Source organism: Streptococcus sp. Marseille-Q3604, assembly GCF_916619785.1.
Taxonomy (GTDB): domain Bacteria; phylum Bacillota; class Bacilli; order Lactobacillales; family Streptococcaceae; genus Streptococcus.
The window spans coordinates 501722-521629 of record NZ_CAKAKM010000001.1; the positions used below are offsets into that span (position 1 = coordinate 501722).

A 19908-nucleotide genomic window follows, 5' to 3' on the forward strand; every position below is an offset into this window, starting at 1 on the left:
ATGAAGTACAAATTGAACAACCTTGAATATAAAAAGTCCCCTCAAGATTTTTCAAAAAACACTCAAAAAGAATTACTACAGTATGCTGTTGGGCCACTTTTATATATTCCTGCTACACACGAAAAACTTCTATATTCCATACTTAAAACAACAGAAGCCTCAATCTGTATTGATCTAGAAGATGCCATTGGTGATAATACTGTGCAACAGGCTGAGTTAAATATTTTATCTTGTTTGCAACAATTAAAAACTATGATTGCATCTGGTGAAATCACTTTACAAGAATTACCATTAATTTTTATTCGTATAAGATCTTCACAACAGCTCAAAGATTTTGGTACAAAGCTAGGTAAACCGTTACTAAATTTAGTAACTGGCTTTAATCTCCCTAAATTTGATACAAGTTGTGCTCAAGATTACCTTACTGCATTTCATGAAGTTCAACACCTAAGCCAAGAGAATCTTTATTTCATGCCTATTTTTGAAACGGAATCCATAATGAATAAAAAAGGTAGAATTGAAGAATTAGAAGCACTTTATAGGTCACTTGAGCCTTTTCAAGATCACATTCTTAATATAAGGGTTGGTGCAACAGATTTTTCAAATCTTTTCGGTATTAGACGTACCATTAGTCAAACGATTCATATGGTTCAAGTTATTGAGGACTGTTTAGGTGATATAATTAATATTTTTGGTAAAGATTATATCTGTTCAGCACCTGTATGGGAATATTTTGGATCCAACGAGTCAAATCTTAAGGAAACTCCTGCATGGTTAACAGGCTTAAAAAATGAAATTGAGTTGGATAAACTGAATGGATTTATTGGAAAAACATGCATACATCCCTCACAACTTCAGGCTGTTCTTGAAAGTCTAGTTATTAACGAAGAAGATTATGAGGATGCTCTAAAAATACTTGGTATGGATGAAACTCTTATTGGTGTTGCAAAAGGTCATATGGGAAATAAGATGAATGAAGTCAAAACCCATATCAAGTGGGCCAAAAAAATCATTAAGCTAGCAACAATTTATGGAGTAAGAAAATCTAATTGATCATTAGTGAGTATAATTCAAATACTCTTTCTCCAATGACATAAAGTCACTAGTATTTAACTAGTGACTTTTTTTACAGAAGCAACATAAAAAGGCTTTAACAAGCCTTTTTGATTTATTAAGTAATGCTACTTAAACTGACTAGGAGACCCTGTATAACCTGCCCAATCCTTACTATAAAAGCGGTCGTTCAAGTTATAGTTAGGTGCGGGTGTTGGATTACTTACAAATGGATCAACAGCCTTGTCAAAGGCTACCCAACCTTTCCATCCCATATGAATGGTATCTTGCATGAAGTAAGGTTGATCTCCGTCTTTTGAGAAGTCAGCAATATTAGTGAAGCCTTGACTTTCCAATTGATAACGGATTTTAGAAACCGTAGCATCATACATTTCTTGACTTAGTCCCGTATAAGCCATCCACTTGCTATTAACAGGTGGGATGACAAAGATAACATTAGTATTTGACTTAGCAAATTGATTTAGCACCAACTGCAGGTCACCGTATTCTTGTGAAACTTCATACGAAAGATTCTTTTGGAAACCTTTAAGTTTACCAATCTTTTTAGCCAAACGTTTCTTATAGAAACGGTCATCGATACCAAAGTCGTTTGACTTGGTATGAGCTTCTGCATCTCTTACGGCAACCTGGTCAAGTGCCTCGTAAGAGAGCTTATCTGGCAACTCTTTAAGATAAGGAAGAACCTTCTTGTCGTAATTTGCATTATTTGATGCTGCAAAAGGACTGAACAAGGCATCTTCTCGCTTATTAAGCTCTGCCATAATTTGAATATAAGTCTTATCAAGAGAATTTAAATCTTGCCCATTAGCCACTTTAGAAAGTTGAGATTTCATAGTAATCTCAGGTTTCATCTCTAAGATGCGCTGAGCTGCATACTGAGAATTTGCATCCGTCTGATTTTGACTTAAGAAACTACTAAGTTGGTCGTTATTGTAGAACTGCTGGAAAGCCGCAGAATTGTAACCTTTTTTAGTAAACCACTGTGGTGACAAGACATAGACTGCTGTCCCATTTTTCAATTCGGGAAGCATTTGTTGCATTCCCAAATATTGGTTTAGAGAGGCAGCCCCACGTTGTCCAATAAAATATGGGCGATAGTTACGGTCGTATTTTTCAGCTAAAACAGCTGGATGAAGGGCATCAAAACGCAACCACTCACTAGACCCAAAGAAAGGGACAAATCGATGATTCTTATCAGAAAGAGCTGTCGTCTTATTAATACGGCTCTTAAAGTTCTCAGTTGTCAAGGTTACTGCGTTACGTTTTTCAACCTCATAACTATGTTTTCTGCCTTGAGGGTAGGAAAAAATAACTACTACTACCAAGACTAAGGCACAAATTATAGGGCCAAAAATTTGCCATAAACGCTTAAGCATTGCGAAGCTCCGTTACCCCTTCAACAATCTTATTAGCTGTGTTCCAGTCATCACGACCAAATTCTGAAACTGGCACACGAATATCGAAACGTGATTCCAATTCAACGATAAGCTCAACTGTCCCCATTGAATCGAGAACACCAGCATCGAAAAGGTCTTCGTCCATCATGTCTGAAACATCTTCCATGAAGAGTTCATCAATAATTTCAATAACTTCTGATTTTACATCCATTTTTATAATTCCTTTACTTATTTTTTAGTGAACCAGAGGTCATTCAAGAATCCAGAGAAAATCAAGAATGACAACATAACAGTGTTAAATGTAATAAAGATTCCCAAAGCCTTCGTCCATTTATTTTCAGGAAGTGGCTCAAGACCAGCTTTCTTACGCTCTTTATTAATGGTCTTCTTCTTACGTAACCAGGCATCATTGATTCCTAGACCAATACCATGGAAAATACCATAAGCAATATAGTACCAAGTAACTCCATGCCAGAATCCCATAACCATCATATTAATGACATAGGCCACATTTGATGTCGTGTTACGGTTTTTGAAAACCTTGTTTCGCATCAAAACCATAACCAAACGCATAAAGACAAAGTCACGGAACCAGAAAGACAAGCTCATATGCCAACGATTCCAAAATTCTTTCAAGTCTCGTGAGATGAAAGGTTTGTCAAAGTTGATTGGGCTCTTAATCCCCATAAGGTTTGATGCTGCCAAGGCAAACATCGAGTAACCCGCAAAGTCAAAGAAGAGATCAAAACCGAAAACATACATGACACCAAGTGTTGGTAAATTAAAGATACCACCCTGAGCCAAAGCTTGCGCTTTCAGTGAAGGCAAGAGCATACTTCCGAAAATCTGAGCCAAAACAAACTTATAGAGGAAACCAAGCATGATATATTTTACAGCTTGCTCCAACATATTCATCAGCTCATCTCGCTCAGGAATCGCTTGGTAATCTTCGTTAAAGCGTTTGAAGCGATCAATAGGACCACTCGTAAAGGTTGGCATAAAGAGCATGAATCGGAGAAATTCTCCAAGTGTAAACTCTTTAAGGACACCATCCCGCATCTCGATAATCATACCAACTGATCGGAAGGTCAAGTAAGAAATACCAAGAAAGTTTAAGACTGACTGAGTACCATTTATCGCAGGCTCTACCTTAACAAAAATCAAGGGAAGGACTACAAGAAATGAGTGTAAATAGAAAACCCATTTATTGTCCTTTTTACTGCGGTAATGTTTGTAGGAATAAACCCAGATGATTTGCCAAACAATATAGAAGAGTAAGGCTAGTAATTGGCTAGCATGTGTTCCTGTCAGAGCGAGAACAATAAAGGCTAGACTTACCAAACACTCATAAATCGCAAAACGCTTTTTAAAGAAGAGACCCACAAAGATTGGCAATAGAGCTAATCCAAGATAGATAAAATAGAAGGGATTACCGTAGGCTTCTAAATGGGGGAGCTGTTTCAAGAAGTCAATCATCGGTTGTTAACCTCACTGATAAGACCCTTGATATCAATTTTCCCATTTGGTGTTAAAGGCAAGCTCTCACGATAGAGGAACTTAGTAGGCATCATGTAAGACATCATGATATCTTCTAAGTCAGCCTTAATCGCCTTGGTGATATCAATTTCACGTTCAAACTGCTCACGAACACCATCCTTAAGAATCACATAAGCCAAGAGATTCTGAACCTTATGGTCTTTATTGTAACGTGGCACAGCTACTGCTGAATCAATATACTTAGACTTATTAAGGTTTTGTGAAACATCCTCTAGCTCAATACGGAAACCATTAAATTTAATCTGGAAGTCCATACGACCACCGTAAAGAAGGAGACCTTCATCAGTCATCGTTCCTACATCACCAGTATGGTAAGCAGGAAGGCCATTAAACTCGAAGAAGGCTTCCGCAGTCTTTTCAGGATTGTTCATATATCCTTTTGAAACTGCTGGTCCTGAGACGATGATTTCACCCTGTCGACCATTTGGAAGGATATTGCCATCCTCATCGATAATATAAGTCGGTGAATCTTCCTTGGTATAACCAATCGGCAAACGCTTAAGGTTAGCCAGCATCTCATCAGTTACTGCTACTGCTGATAAGGCTACAGTTGCTTCAGTTGGTCCGTAAGCATTGATAATACGTGCTTCTGGGAAACGTTGGCGAAGCTTTTGAGCAGTCTTGACAGTCAACTCTTCTCCGTCAAAATAGAAATGCGTAATTTCTGGCATCTTCTCTGAATTGAAGTCTTCAGACAACATTGCCATATCTGCAAAAGATGGTGTTGATGTCCAAATGGCAATTGGAAGTGAGAAGATCGTTTCAAAGAGCTTCTTGAAGTCCTGTGTAATAGCTGAAGGAAGAGCATAGAGTGTTCCTCCAAGTGCCAATGTTGGTGCCCAGTACATTACCGATAGGTCAAATGAATAAGGCGGTTGAGCCAGCATTTGAGGACGTTTTGGAGTTGCAAACTCCTTATCCGTAATCATCCAGTTGGTGAAACTAAGGAGATTATCGTGTGAAATTTGTACCCCTTTAGGCTTACCTGTAGTTCCTGATGTGAAGATGATGTAATAAGTATCATCCCCCTTAACAGGACGAGTCACTTCGTAGCTAGTCTTGCTTTCAAAAGCTGTTGTCACTTGATCCAATGTTAAGATTGGTGCTTGAACATCCTCAAGTGGGAAGTCATTGATAGCAATAATCAGACTAGGCTCTGCTACTTCAACAATTGCCGTCACGCGCTCAAGAGCTGAGTGACTATCAATTGGAATATAAGCGTGACCAGATTTAGTCAAAGCGACAAAAGTTGCCAACATTTCATACTCTTGACCGCCATAAACCACAACAGGTGATTTTTCTGGAATATCAAGACTATCAATCTTGGCAGCTAGGCTATCCGAGTCAGCTTTTAAGTCACCGTAAGTGTGAACTTCCCCTAAAATATTGTAAACAGGAAAGTCAGGTTGTGATTGAGCAAACTGCTCAATCGTTTCAATCATATCTTTAATTTTTGTATTCGTCATTATTCTTCCTAAAATTCGTTATAGATAAAATTACCTTGACCTTGTCCTAGGTAATTGTAGAGATAAATTAGGGCCATAAAAATGGCGAAATAAAGCAAGGTTTGTCCTAAAAATACCAGGACGTTTTTATGTTTTAACATTCTAATTTTCGATACCTTTTTTTATATAATATCCTCTTTAGTTTACCATCTTATCAGTATTTTTTCCAATAAAAAAGAAAAAATAACTAAATTTCATTTCTTTTTCATTAATAAGCTTCCGTGATAAATGATTGGCTAAAATCATAAAAAACAGAGCTTAAAAGCTCTGTCGGATTTAACTATTTTGTGTTTTTTGGGCCGTCTGCATACGATAGTACATTCCCCTAGCTTGCATCAGTTGTTCATGGGTTCCGTGTTCAACGATATCCCCATTATTCATGACCAAAATAATGTCCGCATTCTCGATGGTAGACAATCGATGGGCAATGATGAAACTTGTTCGACCTTTCATTAATTTAGCGAAGGCCTCTTGAATGAGGAGCTCTGTACGGGTATCGATACTAGAAGTGGCTTCATCCAAGATTAAGATTTTAGGCACATTGACAAATATGCGAGCAATGGTCAAAAGCTGACGTTGCCCCTGAGAAAGGGATTGCCCCGCATCATTCAAGTAGGTGTCATAGCCTTGAGGCAACTGCTGAATAAAGAAATCAGCATTGGCAGCCTTGGCTGCTGCTATGACTTCTTCACGACTGGCTTCTGGATTACCATAGGCAATATTATCATGAATAGTGCCGACCTCAAGCCAAGTTTCCTGCAAAACCATCCCAATCTGTTTCCGAAGACTCTCACGGGTATAATCTGTAATAGGTCTACCGTCCAGTAGAATGTTCCCCTTGTCCAAATCATAGAAACGCATGAGCAGGTTAATCAAGGTAGATTTTCCCGCTCCTGTTGGACCAACAATGGCAACAGTACTTGCGGCAGGGATATCAATACTCAAATCCTTGATAAGAGGTTTATTAGGCAAATAGCCAAACTGGACATGATCAAATTGAAAACGTCCCTGCACATCTGCTTCTTCCAAGACCACCTTACCTGTTTCTGTTATTTCCTCTTCATCCAATATCATATAAAGGCGATCAGCACAGGCCAAAGCACTTTGAAGTTCAGATAGAACAGATGAGATATCATTAAAAGGTTTGGTATACTGAGTGACATAATTTAGGAAGGTAGTCAATTGTCCCACTGTAAAAGCACCACCCGACATGATTCGATAGGCACCAACACCAGCAATGAGTGCATAGATCAAACTATTGACAAAACGTGTAGCTGGGTTAACCGCTGACGAATAAAAGATAGCTCCCTGTGAATAATCAGCATACTTACCATTGACGTCTTTAAAACTCCTAACCATCTGGTCTTGAGCATTTAAACTCTGAACCAAAGCTTCTTGAGTTAAACTTTCCTCAATCAACTGAGTCTGCATGCCTCGCCATTTAGTTTGATTGCGATAGAGTTGGTAGCTCTTCTTTGCGATAAAACGTGCCACAAGCATTGAGAGAGGCGTCATCACTAAAACTAAGAGCATCATGAACCAGTCTAAACGAGCCATGGTAATGATTATGACAAAGATAGTTAAAAGCCCAACGAAAAATTGGTTAAAGACCATGAGAAGTCCGTTGTTTAACTGATCGCTATCTGTAGTCACACGGCTAACCATGTCTCCAGTTCCTTGACGATCAAGGTAACTAAGAGGCATAGCATGAATTTTCATCATGACTCGTTCACGTAAACTTTCGCTATATGAATAAATCAATCGATTATAAATCAAAGGGTTAAGCCACTGGATTGCACTATTAGCTAAGATAACTACAAGCATCTGCCAAATTAAACGTGACATCAATAGAACGGCGTTCATCTTAAGAACAGCGTCCACTGCATCACCAATTAAGATAGGTAAGTAAACCGTTAAGGCAACTTGAATAATGGTCCCAACAGTTGCTAAGGCAAAGAGATAACGCTGACTTAAGATATCTCTACTTAAACGTTTAAGTGTTGATTTATTATTTCTAGCCTTCATCAGCGACCTCCTTTTGATGTTGAGAATAATGAATGTCTTGATAGAGTTTATTTGTGGCAAGCAATTCTTCATGATTACCCAAGCCAACTTGATGTCCCTTATCAAGCACCAAAATTTGATCAACAGCTTTTAGACTATTTGTTCTTTGCGAAATAATAATCAAACTAGTTGATTTAAGATTATCTCTAATAGCCGCTAGTAGGCGACTTTCAGTCAGGTAATCTAGGGCTGAGGTTGAGTCATCCAAAATCAAGAACGGCGCTGGTCTCATCAACGCACGCGCAATGGTCAAGCGCTGACGTTGACCACCTGAAAAATTACGGCCAAACGACTCAACTGGCTCATCTAAACCAAGGTCTTTGTCTTTTACAAAGTCAGCAGCCTGAGCCATGTCAAGAGCATGCCACAATTCCTTATCACTTGGTTCGTGATCAAGTCCTAGTGACAAGTTTGAACGAATGGTTCCCCTAAATAGCTCAGCTTTTTGTGGGACATAGGCAACCCAAGAACGCCACTCTTTAAGATTTTTTGGTGATTGTTGATTTTTGAAAATAGCTAAAGAACCAATCTGAGGTTGATATAAGTTCATGATTAAGTTTACCAAGGTCGATTTACCCGAACCAGTACCACCAATAATACCCAGTGACTCACCTCTAGCAACCTTTAAATCAATCTCTTTTAGTGACGGTTGACTAGCTGTCGGATAGGTAAAGGTCATGTGGTCAATAGCAAGTCCTGTTTCCGACTGATCTGGTTTTCTTAGTGTTAAAGGTGCCTCAATATCCTCATCTTGGAGTTCAAAAATAGCTTGTACCCTTTTCGCCGAAATAAAGCTCTGGTTAAGATTGGTCAACATCATAGCCAATTTAAGAAGCTCCGTCAAAATTTGTAAGAGATAATTGACCAGAGCAATCAGCATCCCTTGAGACAGGAGTCCCCCTTGAATTTGCAGATTTCCTTGCCAAAGGACAGCAATCAAAGTCATATTAACAACTAGGAAAGTCAAAGGACCAATGAGACTTGCTATCACGCCTGTTTTGAGTTGCCACTTCTTCAGGTCTTTATTTACAGTCGTGAAGTTATCTAATTCACGCTCACTCTGACCAAAGGCACGAATAACCCTCATACCTTCAAGTTGTTGGCGCGTATTAGTAACAATTGACTCATTAATCACTCGAATCTTGGCATATAAAGGATTGACGATGCGACTAGCTAGTACAATAATAAGGGTCAATACCAAGACCATACCAAGAAACCAGAGGGTCAAGCGTGGACTGATTCGGAATGCCATAATAATGGCTCCTGTCACAATAATTGGTGCCCTCAAAAAGAGCCTCAAAAATTGATTTATCCCCGTTTGGATTTGAAAGGTATCACCAGTCAGGCGTGTTACCAAACTTGAAGTTCCAATCTCATCCCGCTTTTCCTTTGATAAACGCATGATTTTCGCATAGAGGTCATTAGTCAACACTCGGGCATAGCCAACTGCTGCTCTGGATGAAAAATACTGTGCTGAAATAGCAACAACAACCCCAATAACGGCAAGTCCGAACAAGAGAAAAATCATCATAAACAGATGATTTTGGTCTTTATTTGGAATAGTTGTGTCGACAATTCCAGCAATCACTAGAGGGACCAAGAGTTCGAAACTGGCTTCGATTAATTTAAAAACGGGTCCCAGGATACTGTCTTTGATGTATCCTCTAAAATACACTAATAATGCTTTCATTTGTCTTTCCTAAGTTTAACGTCCTTACTCTTAGAGACGAGAGAACATACGCATCAAAAAGAGGTTAAACTGCACTTCTTTGGCGTAATAAATATTTCCGCCATTTGTATAAAGCTTACCCCCACCATAATACATGGCAACAGGTTGATAATAAGTATAGGTTTCCCCACTAGTGTTTCCTAGACTTGGAGCAACGACATTTTTTGAATAAGCTTTTGCTAATTCGACGGTGTTAACTCCACCATTATCAGCCACATAATCGATATAGGCCTTACCAAAATTATAAGCTTGTACTGCTGTCCAAGGATCCACCTTATGGTGGGCAGCTTCTTCCAGATTTTCTGACAGAACCGTCACCCCTTGACGAATACTTTCTTTTCGATCTGTGATGGAGTTAGTCACTCCTGTAGAACTTTCACTGGACTGCATCACGTCATCTGTCTTCCCCTTGGTTTCTGTGTAGATCATAGCCAACACCAAATCGACATTGGTTGTATTATCAATGTCGTCCTCAGCCAATACCTCCTTAACCATGGATTCATAGGTTAAAACATGTTGAATATTGGCATGGATTCGATAACATTGGATACCTATGATGAGGACTACGACAAAAACCGCCAGACGTCTTATCCATTTAAACATATTATTTATTGATGATATCCTCGATATTTTTGATGAGAATAGAGTAGGTGCCATCAGGATTTTGAATAAATTCAACACTATCGGCATCCTGATAAACATTATTAGGCACGATTAACTCAATTCCGTTCGATAACGATAATTTTTGATTCTCCAATTTCTTAATTTGACGTGAATGGTCAATATCTGATACTGAGATAGGTTCAGGTATGACCTCTTTGAGTTCATCAACAAAAGTCAAACGAGCCGTCAAATTATTATCAAAGAGCTGATCTGCCAATTTTTCAGGTGATAACTCTTGGTCTTCTTCCAGGTTATTAAAAATAGCTGATTTCATTTTTCCTTGGAAGTTAAAGTCATCCTGATTAAAATTCTCGGCAATCTTCTGAGCAGTATCTTCAACCATCTTAATCGATTTCTTGACAGATTGTTCAGGCTGGACCTGCAAGAGATTTTCAGAGAAATAATTGGCAAAGCTTCCATTATGCTTGATTCGCTTTTCAATCAAATAATACTGCTTACTACTACGATTGATTACCAAAGCTTCATCAGGTGTCTGGGCCGCAGATGGCAAATTATTTTGTGACAATTGAATAGGATGCTGGCTATCTCCCAAAAAATGAATCAAACTGTCCTTGAGAGCAATACGCAAGAAAGCAAAATATTCTTGCCCTTCTTTATCAAACTGAATAAAGACCAAATCATTGGTCTTTTGATCTTCAGAAATGACAAATTCTTCCTTCCAAAGTTGGGAAATTTTGACTGAACTTTCCATCAAATCATCTCCAAGATGACTGATAAAAACATTTTCCGCATCGAAATACCCTCGTTTAGCCTCATCTGAGAAAACCTTAGAGAGTTTCTTTCTAAAATACTCATCTAAGCGAGGCGTTATTTCAAGAGGTCCTTCAGCTAAAACCAGCTCCGTATCATTTGGCGAAAACTGGTGAATGATAATGCGTTTAATATATAAATCTAACATAGTCTTTTAATAGAGTGGGAAGGCATCTGTAAGAGCTTTAACTTCTCCACGAATGCGTTCCAAAACTTCAGGTTTATCGTGATTTTCCAAAGCTTCAACCATTAATTCAGCAATTTTACGGCTCTCAGCTTCACCCATACCACGACTTGTAATGGCTGGACTACCAACACGGATACCTGATGTCTTGAATGGAGACAATTGCTCGTAAGGAATACCATTCTTATTCAAAGTAATATTAACTTCTTCAAGAACGTTTTGTGCAACTTTACCATTTTCAACAACTTTAGTCACATCAACCAAGAAGAGGTGATTGTTAGTTCCACCTGAGATAACACGGAAATCTGGATGTTGATTGAAAACGTCAGCCATGGCAGCAGCATTCTTGATAACATTTTCCCCATATTCCTTAAAGGCAGGATCAAGTGCTTCTTTAAGAGCAACAGCTTTAGCAGCAATAACGTGTTCCAATGGACCACCTTGCAAACCAGGGAAGACCGCAGAATTCAATTTCTTAGCGATATCTTCATCATCAGTCAAAATCAAACCACCGCGAGGACCACGAAGTGTCTTGTGAGTTGTTGTAGTGGTCACATGTGCATGAGGAACTGGACTTGGATGATGACCAGAGGCTACAAGACCAGCAATGTGAGCCATATCTACCATGAGGTAAGCACCTACAGCATCAGCAATTTCACGGAATTTAGCAAAATCAATGATACGTGAGTAAGCTGAAGCCCCAGCAACGATGAGTTTTGGTTGTACTTCTTTAGCTTGAGCGAGAATAGCATCGTAATCAAGGAGTTCAGTTTCTTTATCAACGTTGTAAGCCACAAAGTTATAGGTCTTACCAGAGAAGCTAACTGGTGCACCATGTGTCAAGTGACCACCCGCTGACAAATCCATTCCCATAACCGTATCACCTGGTTGAATCAAAGACATGTAAACTGCTGCATTGGCTTGACTACCTGAGTGAGGTTGCACATTGGCAAATTTTGCTCCAAAAAGTTCTTTAGCACGCTCAATAGCAAGAGACTCGACCACATCAATCACGTCTGTACCACCATAGTAACGTTTACCTGGATAGCCTTCTGCGTACTTATTAGTCAAGAGTGTCCCTTGAGCAGCCATTACAGCTTTAGATACCACGTTCTCAGAGGCAATCAACTCAATATTATTTTGCTGACGTTCTGCCTCAGCATCGATGGCGTTCCATAGTTCAGGGTCAAATGCTTTGTAATCTTCTTTATCAAAAATCATAGAGGTCTCCTTTAAGGTCTAATGGGGTTCAATCAACTCACCCACATACAGTCGGAAATTATCTCACACTTCCATAGGTCTCTGTTAGTCATTTATTCTATGGTCAACTCGGGTAGAGCCGCCAATAGGTCTTCTTTTGTAATCTTCCCTTGTCTGAGAATTTTAGCCGGTGAAACAGATAAATCCAAAATCGTCGAATCTACACCTAACAAGGCAGCGTCATCTTGATAGCCTGTCACCTGAAAATCAAATTGCGCTCTTATTTGGTCAAAATAACGACCACTAGCCTTTCCAGACTTATTGGCTGAGGGGCCAATTAAGGGCCCTTCTGCTTGAATCAGTTCTCTAGTGACAGGATGATCTGGCAAACGGAAGCCAACTGTCGCCAAACCTGAATTAATCCATCTGGGGACTTTATCATTAGCCTTTAAAATGATAGTCAAAGGTCCAGGCAAAAAAGCATCATACAATTGTTTTAAATACTTAGGCTGCTCTTTTGAATAAGACAGGATATCTTCATAAGAAGCAACATTCAAATTCATAGCTTTATCTCTAGGACGATTTTTTAGCTCATAAACATGGTTCACAGCACTCTCATCCATAGCCTTAGCAAATAAACCATAGACAGTCTCTGTAGGAAGAACGACTGCGCCACCGTCAGCCAAGATTTCTCTTAACACTTTCTTACTTTTCATCATCCATCACGACCATTCTATCTTGTCCAAATTGGTCCTTAAGGACACGCACTCGCTTATCTGGAAAATGTAGAGACAAGAGTCCCTTCAAATCCTGGCCCTGCTTATAGCCAATTTCAAAGTAGAGCTTTCCACTAGGAGTCAAATACTTATTCGCCTCCTCAATAATTTGTCTATAAATGGCAAGCCCTTCTTCATCAGCAAACAAGGCCATCTTGGGCTCGCTAGCCAAGACATTGACCCCAACTTCATCCTTATCATTTTCAGAAATATAGGGAGGATTTGACACAATGATATCAAAACTACCAGAAAGATTTTCGAAAACATCCGATTGCACAAAGCTAATGTCTACCTGATTTAGTTTAGCATTCTCTTTAGCAAGTACTAAGGCGTCAGCTGACAAGTCACTAGCAGTTACTTGCCAAAAGGGGCAACTTTTTTTCAGGGATACCGAAATAGCACCACTCCCAGTTCCGATATCAAGAATCTTGAGCTCTGAGCTAGGGTTTTCCGCTAAAATCAAATCCACTAGTTCCTCAGTTTCAGGACGTGGAATCAAGACACGCTCATCAACCTGAAAACGCAAGCCATGAAAATATTCATAACCCAAAATATACTGAGCAGGCTTGTGATTCTTTAGTTGGCTGAATACATAAGCTAACAACTCTGCATCTTCCTCTGAAACTTCTTGACGCAATTGAAGAACAAAATGAGTCAAATCCCATTGCTTCAAACCACGATAAACGAAGGAAAGAGCCTCTGGCTCTTCGCCAACAGCATCAAGCTGGTTCTCATAGTCAGCCAGGATATCCGCTAAAATCATTTGTTAAGCTCTTCCAATTTTTGCGTTTGATCATAAAGAACCAAGGCATCCACAACTTCATCTAATTTACCAGCTAGAATTGTATCAAGCTTTTGAAGGGTCAAACCAATACGGTGATCCGTTACACGGTTTTGTGGGAAGTTGTAAGTACGGATACGCTCTGAACGATCCCCTGTACCAACAGTAGATTTACGCTCAGCATCTTGTTCATCTTGAGCAATCTGTGCAAAGTGGTCCGCAACACGCGCACGAATAATCTTCATGGCTTTATCACGGTTCTTCTGTTGTGTACGTTCTTCTTGCATCTCTACTTTGATTCCAGTAGGAATGTGAACCATACGAACCGCAGTCGCAACTTTATTGACGTTCTGACCACCAGCACCAGATGCGTGATAGATATCGACACGAAGGTCCTTAGGATCAATTTCGTACTCTACTTCTTCAACTTCTGGCATAACCAAAACAGTTGCTGTTGAGGTATGAACACGACCTTGGCTCTCAGTCACAGGCACACGTTGCACACGGTGTGCTCCAGATTCATATTTGAGTTTAGAGTAGACTGATTGTCCTGAAACCATGGCAACCACTTCTTTGATACCACCGACACCATTATAAGAGGCTTCCATGACCTCAAAGCGCCAACCTTGTGTCTCTGCGTATTTTTGGTACATAGCTAAAAGGTCACCTGCAAACAAGGCAGCTTCATCACCACCTGCAGCCCCACGGATTTCGAGGATGATATTTTTGTCATCATTAGGGTCTTTTGGCAAGAGAAGAATTTTCAAACGTTCTTCATACTCTTCTTTAGCGGCTTTAGATTCTTTAAGCTCTTCCTTAGCCATTTCTTCCAAATCAGGATCACCGCTTGCTTCCTTAATCATCTCTTCAGCATCTGAGATACTTTGAATGACTTGCTTGTACTCACGGTAAGCTGTAACAGTTTCACGAGTATTTGCCTCTTCACGTGACAACTCCATGAAACGTTTAGTGTCTGAAACGACTTCAGGGTCACTAAGCAATTCACCCAATTCCTCATAACGGTCTTCAACCGCTTGTAACTGATCATAAATGTTCATTTGTTATTTTTACTCCTTATATAACTAATAGTCGTTTTTAGGCCTTATTCAAAGGGATTATGTTTTCTTGAGGGGGATTAAACCAGTGCTTTCGACAAACGGAGATATAACTCTCGTGTCCTCCAATTTGAACTTGTGCTCCCTCATAAACTGGCTTCCCATCCTCCATACGAAGAACCATGGTTGCCTTTCTCGAGCAATAATGACAAATGGTCTTGATTTCATCAATCTTATCAGACAAAAGCAAGAGATACTTAGACCCTTCAAATAGATTGTTCTGAAAATCATTTTTGAGACCAAAAGCCATCACTGGGATATCTAACTCATCAACAATTCGTGCCAAATCATAGACATTCGCACGGCTCAAAAACTGTGCCTCATCAACTAAAACACAGTAAGGTCGTGGATTCATATGAGCAATGTAACCAAAAATATCCGTATCATCACCAATAGGATAGGCCTTCCGCTTCATGCCAATACGACTCGAGATATAGCCGACCCCATCTCGATTATCCAAACGACTGGTCAACAATACTACTGGTTTTCCTTGTTCTTCGTAATTATAGGCAACCTTAAGAATCTCAATGGATTTCCCAGAATTCATGGTGCCGTAGCGAAAATAAAGTTGTGCCAAACCAGTCTCCTCTAAAATATGTATTGTACTTATTTTATCATAATTCCAAGCGTAAAAGGGAGGGAGACTGAACAATTTTTGAAAAAAGTTCGCCTCTCTCCCCTATTTTTATGATAGGTTTGACTGATGTTCCAAATGGCTCAATTTTATCACCTTTATAAAGTTTTACCAGTCTATTTACTTCTTATGAATAGGCTTTAGCCAATTTTTCAAGGAGTTCTTCTTTCTCCTCATCACTAGCAAATGAAGCTTCGATTGCTGTCTTATTATGAGCATAGAAGTCTTGAACTGAGCTATCAAAATGCTTGTGATAGAGTTCGTACTCTTTGGTCAGGTTTGTATCAGAAACAGTCCGATTGTCCGTATTAATAGTAATATTAGCCCCTGCCGCTTTCATTTTTAGATAAGGAAAATCAGTAACTGTAACAGCTGCCTTGGTCTGGAGATTACTTGTTAAACATAATTCTCCTGTGACACCATTTTTGACAAACTCTTCCAAAAGCTCGGGCTCTTGAGCCAAAATCGTTGCATGGCCATTACGCTTAATTCCCATGGCAATCGACTCAGCCAAAAAGGCAGGGCAACCACACTCACCAGCATGAAAAGTCATCGGACGGTTGTAACTTTGAACTTGTTCAATTAGAGGTTTAATCGCTTTAGGTCCATAATGATGCTCATCTCCGGCAAAATCAAAACCAACAAAGTCACTATTTTCAACTTCATTTGCTTCATCAAGAATACGGGCCGTTAATTCTTGATCTGATTGGCGCATGCCACAAACTAGGGCCTTGGCTACAATACCAAATTCTTCTTGAGCTTGACGTAAGCCTTGACAAACAGCATCGATGGTTTCAGCGACAGTCAATCCCTTATCCATTGACAACTCTGGAGCAAAACGCACTTCAATATAGATGACATTTTCAAGAGCAGCCTGTTTTGCGACATCATAAGCCGCAATGGTCAAAGCTTCCTTTGTTTGAAGCAAAGGACGAATATAATCAAAAGCCTCAAGATAATCTAGGAGACTCTCACAGGTAGCAGGTGCTGTCACATGGTGTTTGAGCTCCTCATCGTCCTCAGGTAACTCAATCTGTGCCAAGTCAGCTAGGTGACGAATGGTTTTCAACGATAGTGAACCATCCAAATGGCAGTGTAGTTCTGTTTTAGCCAACTTATGAAAATCAATAGCAGTCATTCTTTTCTTCCTCTCTAAACAATATATTTTTATCAGATAAAAATTAATTTTTACTATCTTATCATTCTTATAGAAAAAGTCAAGGTGTCGCGCCTAATAGGACGTAGTAGATTCTTGAAATGCCATTAGCATTTTGTTAGGATGTAACTATCAAGAATACAAGGAGAAACTCTATGTCTGACTATATTTTACCAGAAGTTTGGGAAAATCCAACCTCTATGGGAGGTGCCTGGGGTGGCCTCAACAAACCTACAGCTGGTGCACGTTTTGAACAAACTTTACCTAAAGGTGACCAACCTTTCCAACTCTACACTCTTCCAACACCAAATGGTATTAAAGCAACTATCATGCTTGAAGAACTGAAAGAACTTGGTGTGACTCAAGCAGGTTATGACGCTTATCGTATTAAGATTGGTGATGGTGACCAATTCGGCTCAGACTTTGTTTCAATCAATCCAAACTCAAAGATTCCAGCAATGATGGATTACTCTGAGGACCAACCGATTCGTGTCTTCGAATCAGCTAACATCCTCCTTTACTTGGCTGAAAAATTTGGCAAACTCATTCCAACTGATCACGCAAAACGTACAGAAGTTCTCAACTGGCTCTTTTGGCAAACAGGTGCTGCTCCTTTTCTAGGTGGTGGTTTTGGGCACTTCTTCCACTATGCACCTGAAAAAATCGAATATGCCATCAACCGTTTTGCTATGGAAGCCAAACGCCAACTTGACTTGCTTGATAAAGAATTAGCAACCAAACCTTTCATTGCTGGTGATGAGTACACTATCGCTGATATCGCCATCTGGTCTTGGTATGGTCGTCTTGCTCAAGATAAGATTTGGGATAAGGCTGGTATTTTCCTTGATGTTAAAGAATACAAGCATCTTCAAGCTTGGACTGAAAAAATTGCCAACCGTCCAGCGGTTAAACGTGGACTTGAAGTCGACTATAAAGATATCTAATTTTTATAACGGTTTGCCTAGGCCAACCGTTTTTCTATTGTTTCATGATATAATAGAAGCAAAATCACAAGGAGACATTCATGACTGTATTTCAAGCTATTTTAGAAAAAATCAAAGCCTACGACACTATTATTATCCACCGCCACCAAAGACCTGACCCAGATGCCATTGGTAGTCAGGTAGGACTGAAGGAACTTTTAAAAACAAACTTTCCAGATAAAAAAGTCCTTGTGACTGGTGTCAATGAGCCTACCTTATCTTGGATTGCTGAGATGGACGAGGTAGCTGACCAAGACTATGAAGGGGCACTTGTTATTGTTACCGATACAGCCAATACCCCTCGTATCGATGACGATCGTTATGATAAAGGTGACTTCCTTATCAAAATTGATCATCATCCTAACGATGATGCCTACGGTGACCTTCTACTTGTTGATACGACTGCTTCAAGTGCCAGCGAAATTGTGACAGACTGGGCCCTCAGCCTTGGCCTTTCCTTGTCAGATGCTGCTGCACGTGTTCTCTACAATGGTATTGTTGGCGATACAGGTCGCTTCCTCTTTCCATCTACTACTCCTAAAACACTTCAAATCGCGGCTAAACTTCGTGAATACGACTTTGATTTTGCAGCAATGGCTCGTCGTATGGACAGTTTTCCTTTCAAAATTGCTAAACTACAAGGTTATGTTTTCGATAATCTAGAAGTCGATGAAAATGGTGCAGCTCGAGTTGTCTTGACACGAAAGATTTTGGATGAATTCAATGTCACTGATGCTGAAAGTTCTGCCATTGTTGGAACTCCAGGCCGTATTGATTGCGTCGAATCTTGGGCTATTTTCGTAGAGCAGCCCGAAGGGCATTACCGTGTCCGTCTACGCAGTAAGAGTATTGTCATCAACGAGATTGCCAAACGCCATGATGGTGGCGGCCACCCACTTGCTAGTGGGGCCAATTCCTACAGCTTAGAAGAAAACGACCAAATCTACCAAGAAATCAAGGATACTGTTGCCCATGCAACTCACTAATCGTCGTGTACGTCTCATGGGAACTGTGATTGACGTCTCTATCTATCATGAAGAACCAGAACCCCTGCTAGACCAAGTTGAAGCACTTCTACATACCTACAACAAGCGCTTCTCAGCCAATGATGACAGTTCCGAGCTCATGAAAATTAACAAGGCAGCAGGCTTACATCCGGTGACAGTTCACCCAGAGCTTTTTGAACTTATTTCTCTTGGAAAATGGCATAGCTGCCAACCTGGTAGTCACCTTAATATTGCTATTGGACCTCTCATTCAGACTTGGCGCATTGGTTTTTCTGATGCTAAGCTGCCTCTTCCTGAAGAAATTCGTCCACTCCTGGACATCATCAATCCCAATGCCATTCTTCTATCCGAGGAAAATCAAAGCGTTTTTCTAAAAGAAAAAGGGATGAAAATTGATCTTGGTGCTCTAGCAAAAGGATATATTGCAGATCGTATTGCAGATTTTCTTAAAGCTGAAAAAGTAACCAGCGCCCTAATCAATCTCGGAGGCAATGTCCTAACCTTTGGACCAGCCCTCCATAATCCAGACCACAAATGGCGAATTGGTATTCAAAATCCTAAACAGACTAGAAACACAAATCTGATGGTGCTTGCTATAAGAGACCAGTCTGTTGTCACATCGGGAATCTATGAACGTACTTTTGAGATAGATGGCAAAACCTACCATCATATTTTTGATAGCCAGACTGGTTATCCAGTCTCCAGTGACCTAGCCAGTCTTACCATTATTTCATCCCTCTCAGTGGATGGTGAAATTTGGACAACCCGCTTATTTGGCTCTAGTCTCGAACACATATTCCAAGAAGTTAGTTCACAAGCTGAGCTTGAAGCAATCATCGTTGATAAAGACAATCACTGCTTTCAGACAGGTGGCATTTACAAAATGCGAATTTCCTAAAAAATAGTAAAAAAGACTTGTCAAGTAGACTACCTTTTGATAAACTAAAATAGTTAAAAAAAACTATGGTGCGGAAAGTACCATGGCAGAAAGGAAATATTTTAACATGAAAAAAGATATCCATCCAGATTACCGTCAAGTAGTATTCATGGACACAACTACTGGTTACCAATTCCTTAGCGGTTCAACTAAACACTCAAACGAAACAGTTGAATTCGAAGGTGAAACTTACCCACTTATCCGTGTAGAAATTTCATCAGATTCACACCCATTCTACACTGGCCGTCAAAAATTCACACAAGCAGACGGACGCGTGGATCGTTTCAACAAAAAATACGGTCTCAAATAAGCAACATCTTGTTGTTAAGCCATTCCGATTGGAATGGCTTTTTTGTATGCTCTTGAGTATAAACT

The 19908-nt window shown here is 39.8% G+C and carries 20 protein-coding genes; 5 read left to right on the forward strand and 15 right to left on the reverse strand.

Going from position 1 to position 19908, the window contains the following annotated elements:
- Entirely contained in the window at positions 1–1053 is a 1053-nt protein-coding gene (locus tag LG375_RS02265; RefSeq protein WP_225745197.1) for an HpcH/HpaI aldolase/citrate lyase family protein, read from the forward strand.
- 128 nt (positions 1054–1181) lie between these two features.
- Here LG375_RS02265 and dltD read toward each other — a convergent pair whose 3' ends face one another.
- The 15 genes from dltD to add all read right to left on the reverse strand — a co-directional run bounded on the left by dltD (position 1182) and on the right by add (position 16588).
- Positions 1182–2450, reverse strand: coding sequence for a D-alanyl-lipoteichoic acid biosynthesis protein DltD (gene dltD, locus LG375_RS02270; protein ID WP_107373162.1), 1269 nt, complete (start codon positions 2448–2450; stop codon positions 1182–1184).
- Positions 2443–2682 carry a D-alanine--poly(phosphoribitol) ligase subunit DltC gene (gene dltC, locus LG375_RS02275; RefSeq protein WP_002891149.1) on the reverse strand — a complete coding sequence of 80 codons (240 nt, stop codon included), beginning with the start codon at positions 2680–2682 and terminating at the stop codon, positions 2443–2445. Before dltC ends, dltD begins: the two co-directional genes overlap by 8 nt.
- 17 nt (positions 2683–2699) lie before the next feature.
- Positions 2700–3947 carry a D-alanyl-lipoteichoic acid biosynthesis protein DltB gene (dltB, locus tag LG375_RS02280; protein ID WP_045768621.1) on the reverse strand — a complete coding sequence of 416 codons (1248 nt, stop codon included), beginning with the start codon at positions 3945–3947 and terminating at the stop codon, positions 2700–2702.
- A complete protein-coding gene (gene dltA, locus LG375_RS02285; protein WP_225745198.1) occupies positions 3944–5494 on the reverse strand; it encodes a D-alanine--poly(phosphoribitol) ligase subunit DltA in 1551 nt (516 codons plus the stop codon). The genes dltB and dltA overlap by 4 nt, the downstream gene beginning before the upstream one ends.
- Before the next feature lie 8 nt (positions 5495–5502).
- Entirely contained in the window at positions 5503–5634 is a 132-nt protein-coding gene (locus LG375_RS02290) for a teichoic acid D-Ala incorporation-associated protein DltX (RefSeq protein WP_002885174.1), read from the reverse strand.
- Positions 5635–5809: 175 nt separating this feature from the next.
- Entirely contained in the window at positions 5810–7558 is a 1749-nt protein-coding gene (locus LG375_RS02295; RefSeq protein ID WP_225745199.1) for an ABC transporter ATP-binding protein, read from the reverse strand.
- A complete protein-coding gene (locus LG375_RS02300; protein WP_225745200.1) occupies positions 7548–9287 on the reverse strand; it encodes an ABC transporter ATP-binding protein in 1740 nt (579 codons plus the stop codon). The genes LG375_RS02295 and LG375_RS02300 overlap by 11 nt, the downstream gene beginning before the upstream one ends.
- Before the next feature lie 30 nt (positions 9288–9317).
- The gene (locus LG375_RS02305; RefSeq protein ID WP_037600791.1) at positions 9318–9929 is read right to left on the reverse strand and encodes a lysozyme family protein; all 612 of its coding nucleotides are present in this window, start codon (positions 9927–9929) and stop codon (positions 9318–9320) included.
- A 1-nt stretch (position 9930) separates the two neighbouring features.
- Entirely contained in the window at positions 9931–10908 is a 978-nt protein-coding gene (locus LG375_RS02310) for a nucleoid-associated protein (RefSeq protein ID WP_225745201.1), read from the reverse strand.
- 6 nt (positions 10909–10914) lie between these two features.
- Positions 10915–12165, reverse strand: a complete 1251-nt coding sequence (glyA, locus tag LG375_RS02315) for a serine hydroxymethyltransferase (RefSeq protein ID WP_002891158.1) — start codon at positions 12163–12165, stop codon at positions 10915–10917.
- A gap of 92 nt (positions 12166–12257) precedes the next feature.
- Positions 12258–12863 (reverse strand): L-threonylcarbamoyladenylate synthase, encoded by a 606-nt coding sequence (locus LG375_RS02320; RefSeq protein ID WP_211180732.1) that lies wholly within the window; start codon positions 12861–12863, stop codon positions 12258–12260.
- Entirely contained in the window at positions 12850–13683 is an 834-nt protein-coding gene (prmC, locus tag LG375_RS02325; RefSeq protein ID WP_225745202.1) for a peptide chain release factor N(5)-glutamine methyltransferase, read from the reverse strand. The genes LG375_RS02320 and prmC overlap by 14 nt, the downstream gene beginning before the upstream one ends.
- Complete coding sequence (gene prfA / locus LG375_RS02330) at positions 13680–14759, reverse strand: peptide chain release factor 1 (RefSeq protein ID WP_002891161.1); 1080 nt, start codon at positions 14757–14759, stop codon at positions 13680–13682. The genes prmC and prfA overlap by 4 nt, the downstream gene beginning before the upstream one ends.
- Before the next feature lie 37 nt (positions 14760–14796).
- Positions 14797–15393: a thymidine kinase gene (locus tag LG375_RS02335; protein WP_225745203.1), complete on the reverse strand. Its 597-nt coding sequence runs from the start codon at positions 15391–15393 to the stop codon at positions 14797–14799.
- A gap of 184 nt (positions 15394–15577) precedes the next feature.
- The gene (add, locus tag LG375_RS02340) at positions 15578–16588 is read right to left on the reverse strand and encodes an adenosine deaminase (RefSeq protein WP_225745204.1); all 1011 of its coding nucleotides are present in this window, start codon (positions 16586–16588) and stop codon (positions 15578–15580) included.
- A 173-nt stretch (positions 16589–16761) separates the two neighbouring features.
- On the opposite strand from add, the gene yghU reads away from it, so the two are divergent.
- The 4 genes from yghU to LG375_RS02360 all read left to right on the forward strand — a co-directional run bounded on the left by yghU (position 16762) and on the right by LG375_RS02360 (position 19843).
- Complete coding sequence (gene yghU, locus LG375_RS02345; RefSeq protein WP_225745205.1) at positions 16762–17550, forward strand: glutathione-dependent disulfide-bond oxidoreductase; 789 nt, start codon at positions 16762–16764, stop codon at positions 17548–17550.
- Positions 17551–17630: 80 nt separating this feature from the next.
- Positions 17631–18575: a DHH family phosphoesterase gene (locus LG375_RS02350; RefSeq protein ID WP_225745206.1), complete on the forward strand. Its 945-nt coding sequence runs from the start codon at positions 17631–17633 to the stop codon at positions 18573–18575.
- Positions 18562–19494 (forward strand): FAD:protein FMN transferase, encoded by a 933-nt coding sequence (locus tag LG375_RS02355; protein WP_225745207.1) that lies wholly within the window; start codon positions 18562–18564, stop codon positions 19492–19494. The genes LG375_RS02350 and LG375_RS02355 overlap by 14 nt, the downstream gene beginning before the upstream one ends.
- 106 nt (positions 19495–19600) lie before the next feature.
- Positions 19601–19843: a type B 50S ribosomal protein L31 gene (locus LG375_RS02360; RefSeq protein ID WP_003093591.1), complete on the forward strand. Its 243-nt coding sequence runs from the start codon at positions 19601–19603 to the stop codon at positions 19841–19843.
- The last annotated feature ends 65 nt before the right edge of the window (positions 19844–19908 follow it).

What these genes read in the sequence shown, in the direction of transcription:
- LG375_RS02265 (WP_225745197.1), top strand. Translation starts at nt 1, where the DNA reads ATGAAGTACAAATTGAACAACCTTGAATATAAAAAGTCCCCTCAAGAT.
- dltD (WP_107373162.1), bottom strand. Translation starts at nt 2,450, where the DNA reads ATGCTTAAGCGTTTATGGCAAATTTTTGGCCCTATAATTTGTGCCTTA.
- dltC (WP_002891149.1), bottom strand. Translation starts at nt 2,682, where the DNA reads ATGGATGTAAAATCAGAAGTTATTGAAATTATTGATGAACTCTTCATG.
- dltB (WP_045768621.1), bottom strand. Translation starts at nt 3,947, where the DNA reads ATGATTGACTTCTTGAAACAGCTCCCCCATTTAGAAGCCTACGGTAAT.
- dltA (WP_225745198.1), bottom strand. Translation starts at nt 5,494, where the DNA reads ATGACGAATACAAAAATTAAAGATATGATTGAAACGATTGAGCAGTTT.
- LG375_RS02290 (WP_002885174.1), bottom strand. Translation starts at nt 5,634, where the DNA reads ATGTTAAAACATAAAAACGTCCTGGTATTTTTAGGACAAACCTTGCTT.
- LG375_RS02295 (WP_225745199.1), bottom strand. Translation starts at nt 7,558, where the DNA reads ATGAAGGCTAGAAATAATAAATCAACACTTAAACGTTTAAGTAGAGAT.
- LG375_RS02300 (WP_225745200.1), bottom strand. Translation starts at nt 9,287, where the DNA reads ATGAAAGCATTATTAGTGTATTTTAGAGGATACATCAAAGACAGTATC.
- LG375_RS02305 (WP_037600791.1), bottom strand. Translation starts at nt 9,929, where the DNA reads ATGTTTAAATGGATAAGACGTCTGGCGGTTTTTGTCGTAGTCCTCATC.
- LG375_RS02310 (WP_225745201.1), bottom strand. Translation starts at nt 10,908, where the DNA reads ATGTTAGATTTATATATTAAACGCATTATCATTCACCAGTTTTCGCCA.
- glyA (WP_002891158.1), bottom strand. Translation starts at nt 12,165, where the DNA reads ATGATTTTTGATAAAGAAGATTACAAAGCATTTGACCCTGAACTATGG.
- LG375_RS02320 (WP_211180732.1), bottom strand. Translation starts at nt 12,863, where the DNA reads ATGATGAAAAGTAAGAAAGTGTTAAGAGAAATCTTGGCTGACGGTGGC.
- prmC (WP_225745202.1), bottom strand. Translation starts at nt 13,683, where the DNA reads ATGATTTTAGCGGATATCCTGGCTGACTATGAGAACCAGCTTGATGCT.
- prfA (WP_002891161.1), bottom strand. Translation starts at nt 14,759, where the DNA reads ATGAACATTTATGATCAGTTACAAGCGGTTGAAGACCGTTATGAGGAA.
- add (WP_225745204.1), bottom strand. Translation starts at nt 16,588, where the DNA reads ATGACTGCTATTGATTTTCATAAGTTGGCTAAAACAGAACTACACTGC.
- yghU (WP_225745205.1), top strand. Translation starts at nt 16,762, where the DNA reads ATGTCTGACTATATTTTACCAGAAGTTTGGGAAAATCCAACCTCTATG.
- LG375_RS02350 (WP_225745206.1), top strand. Translation starts at nt 17,631, where the DNA reads ATGACTGTATTTCAAGCTATTTTAGAAAAAATCAAAGCCTACGACACT.
- LG375_RS02355 (WP_225745207.1), top strand. Translation starts at nt 18,562, where the DNA reads ATGCAACTCACTAATCGTCGTGTACGTCTCATGGGAACTGTGATTGAC.
- LG375_RS02360 (WP_003093591.1), top strand. Translation starts at nt 19,601, where the DNA reads ATGAAAAAAGATATCCATCCAGATTACCGTCAAGTAGTATTCATGGAC.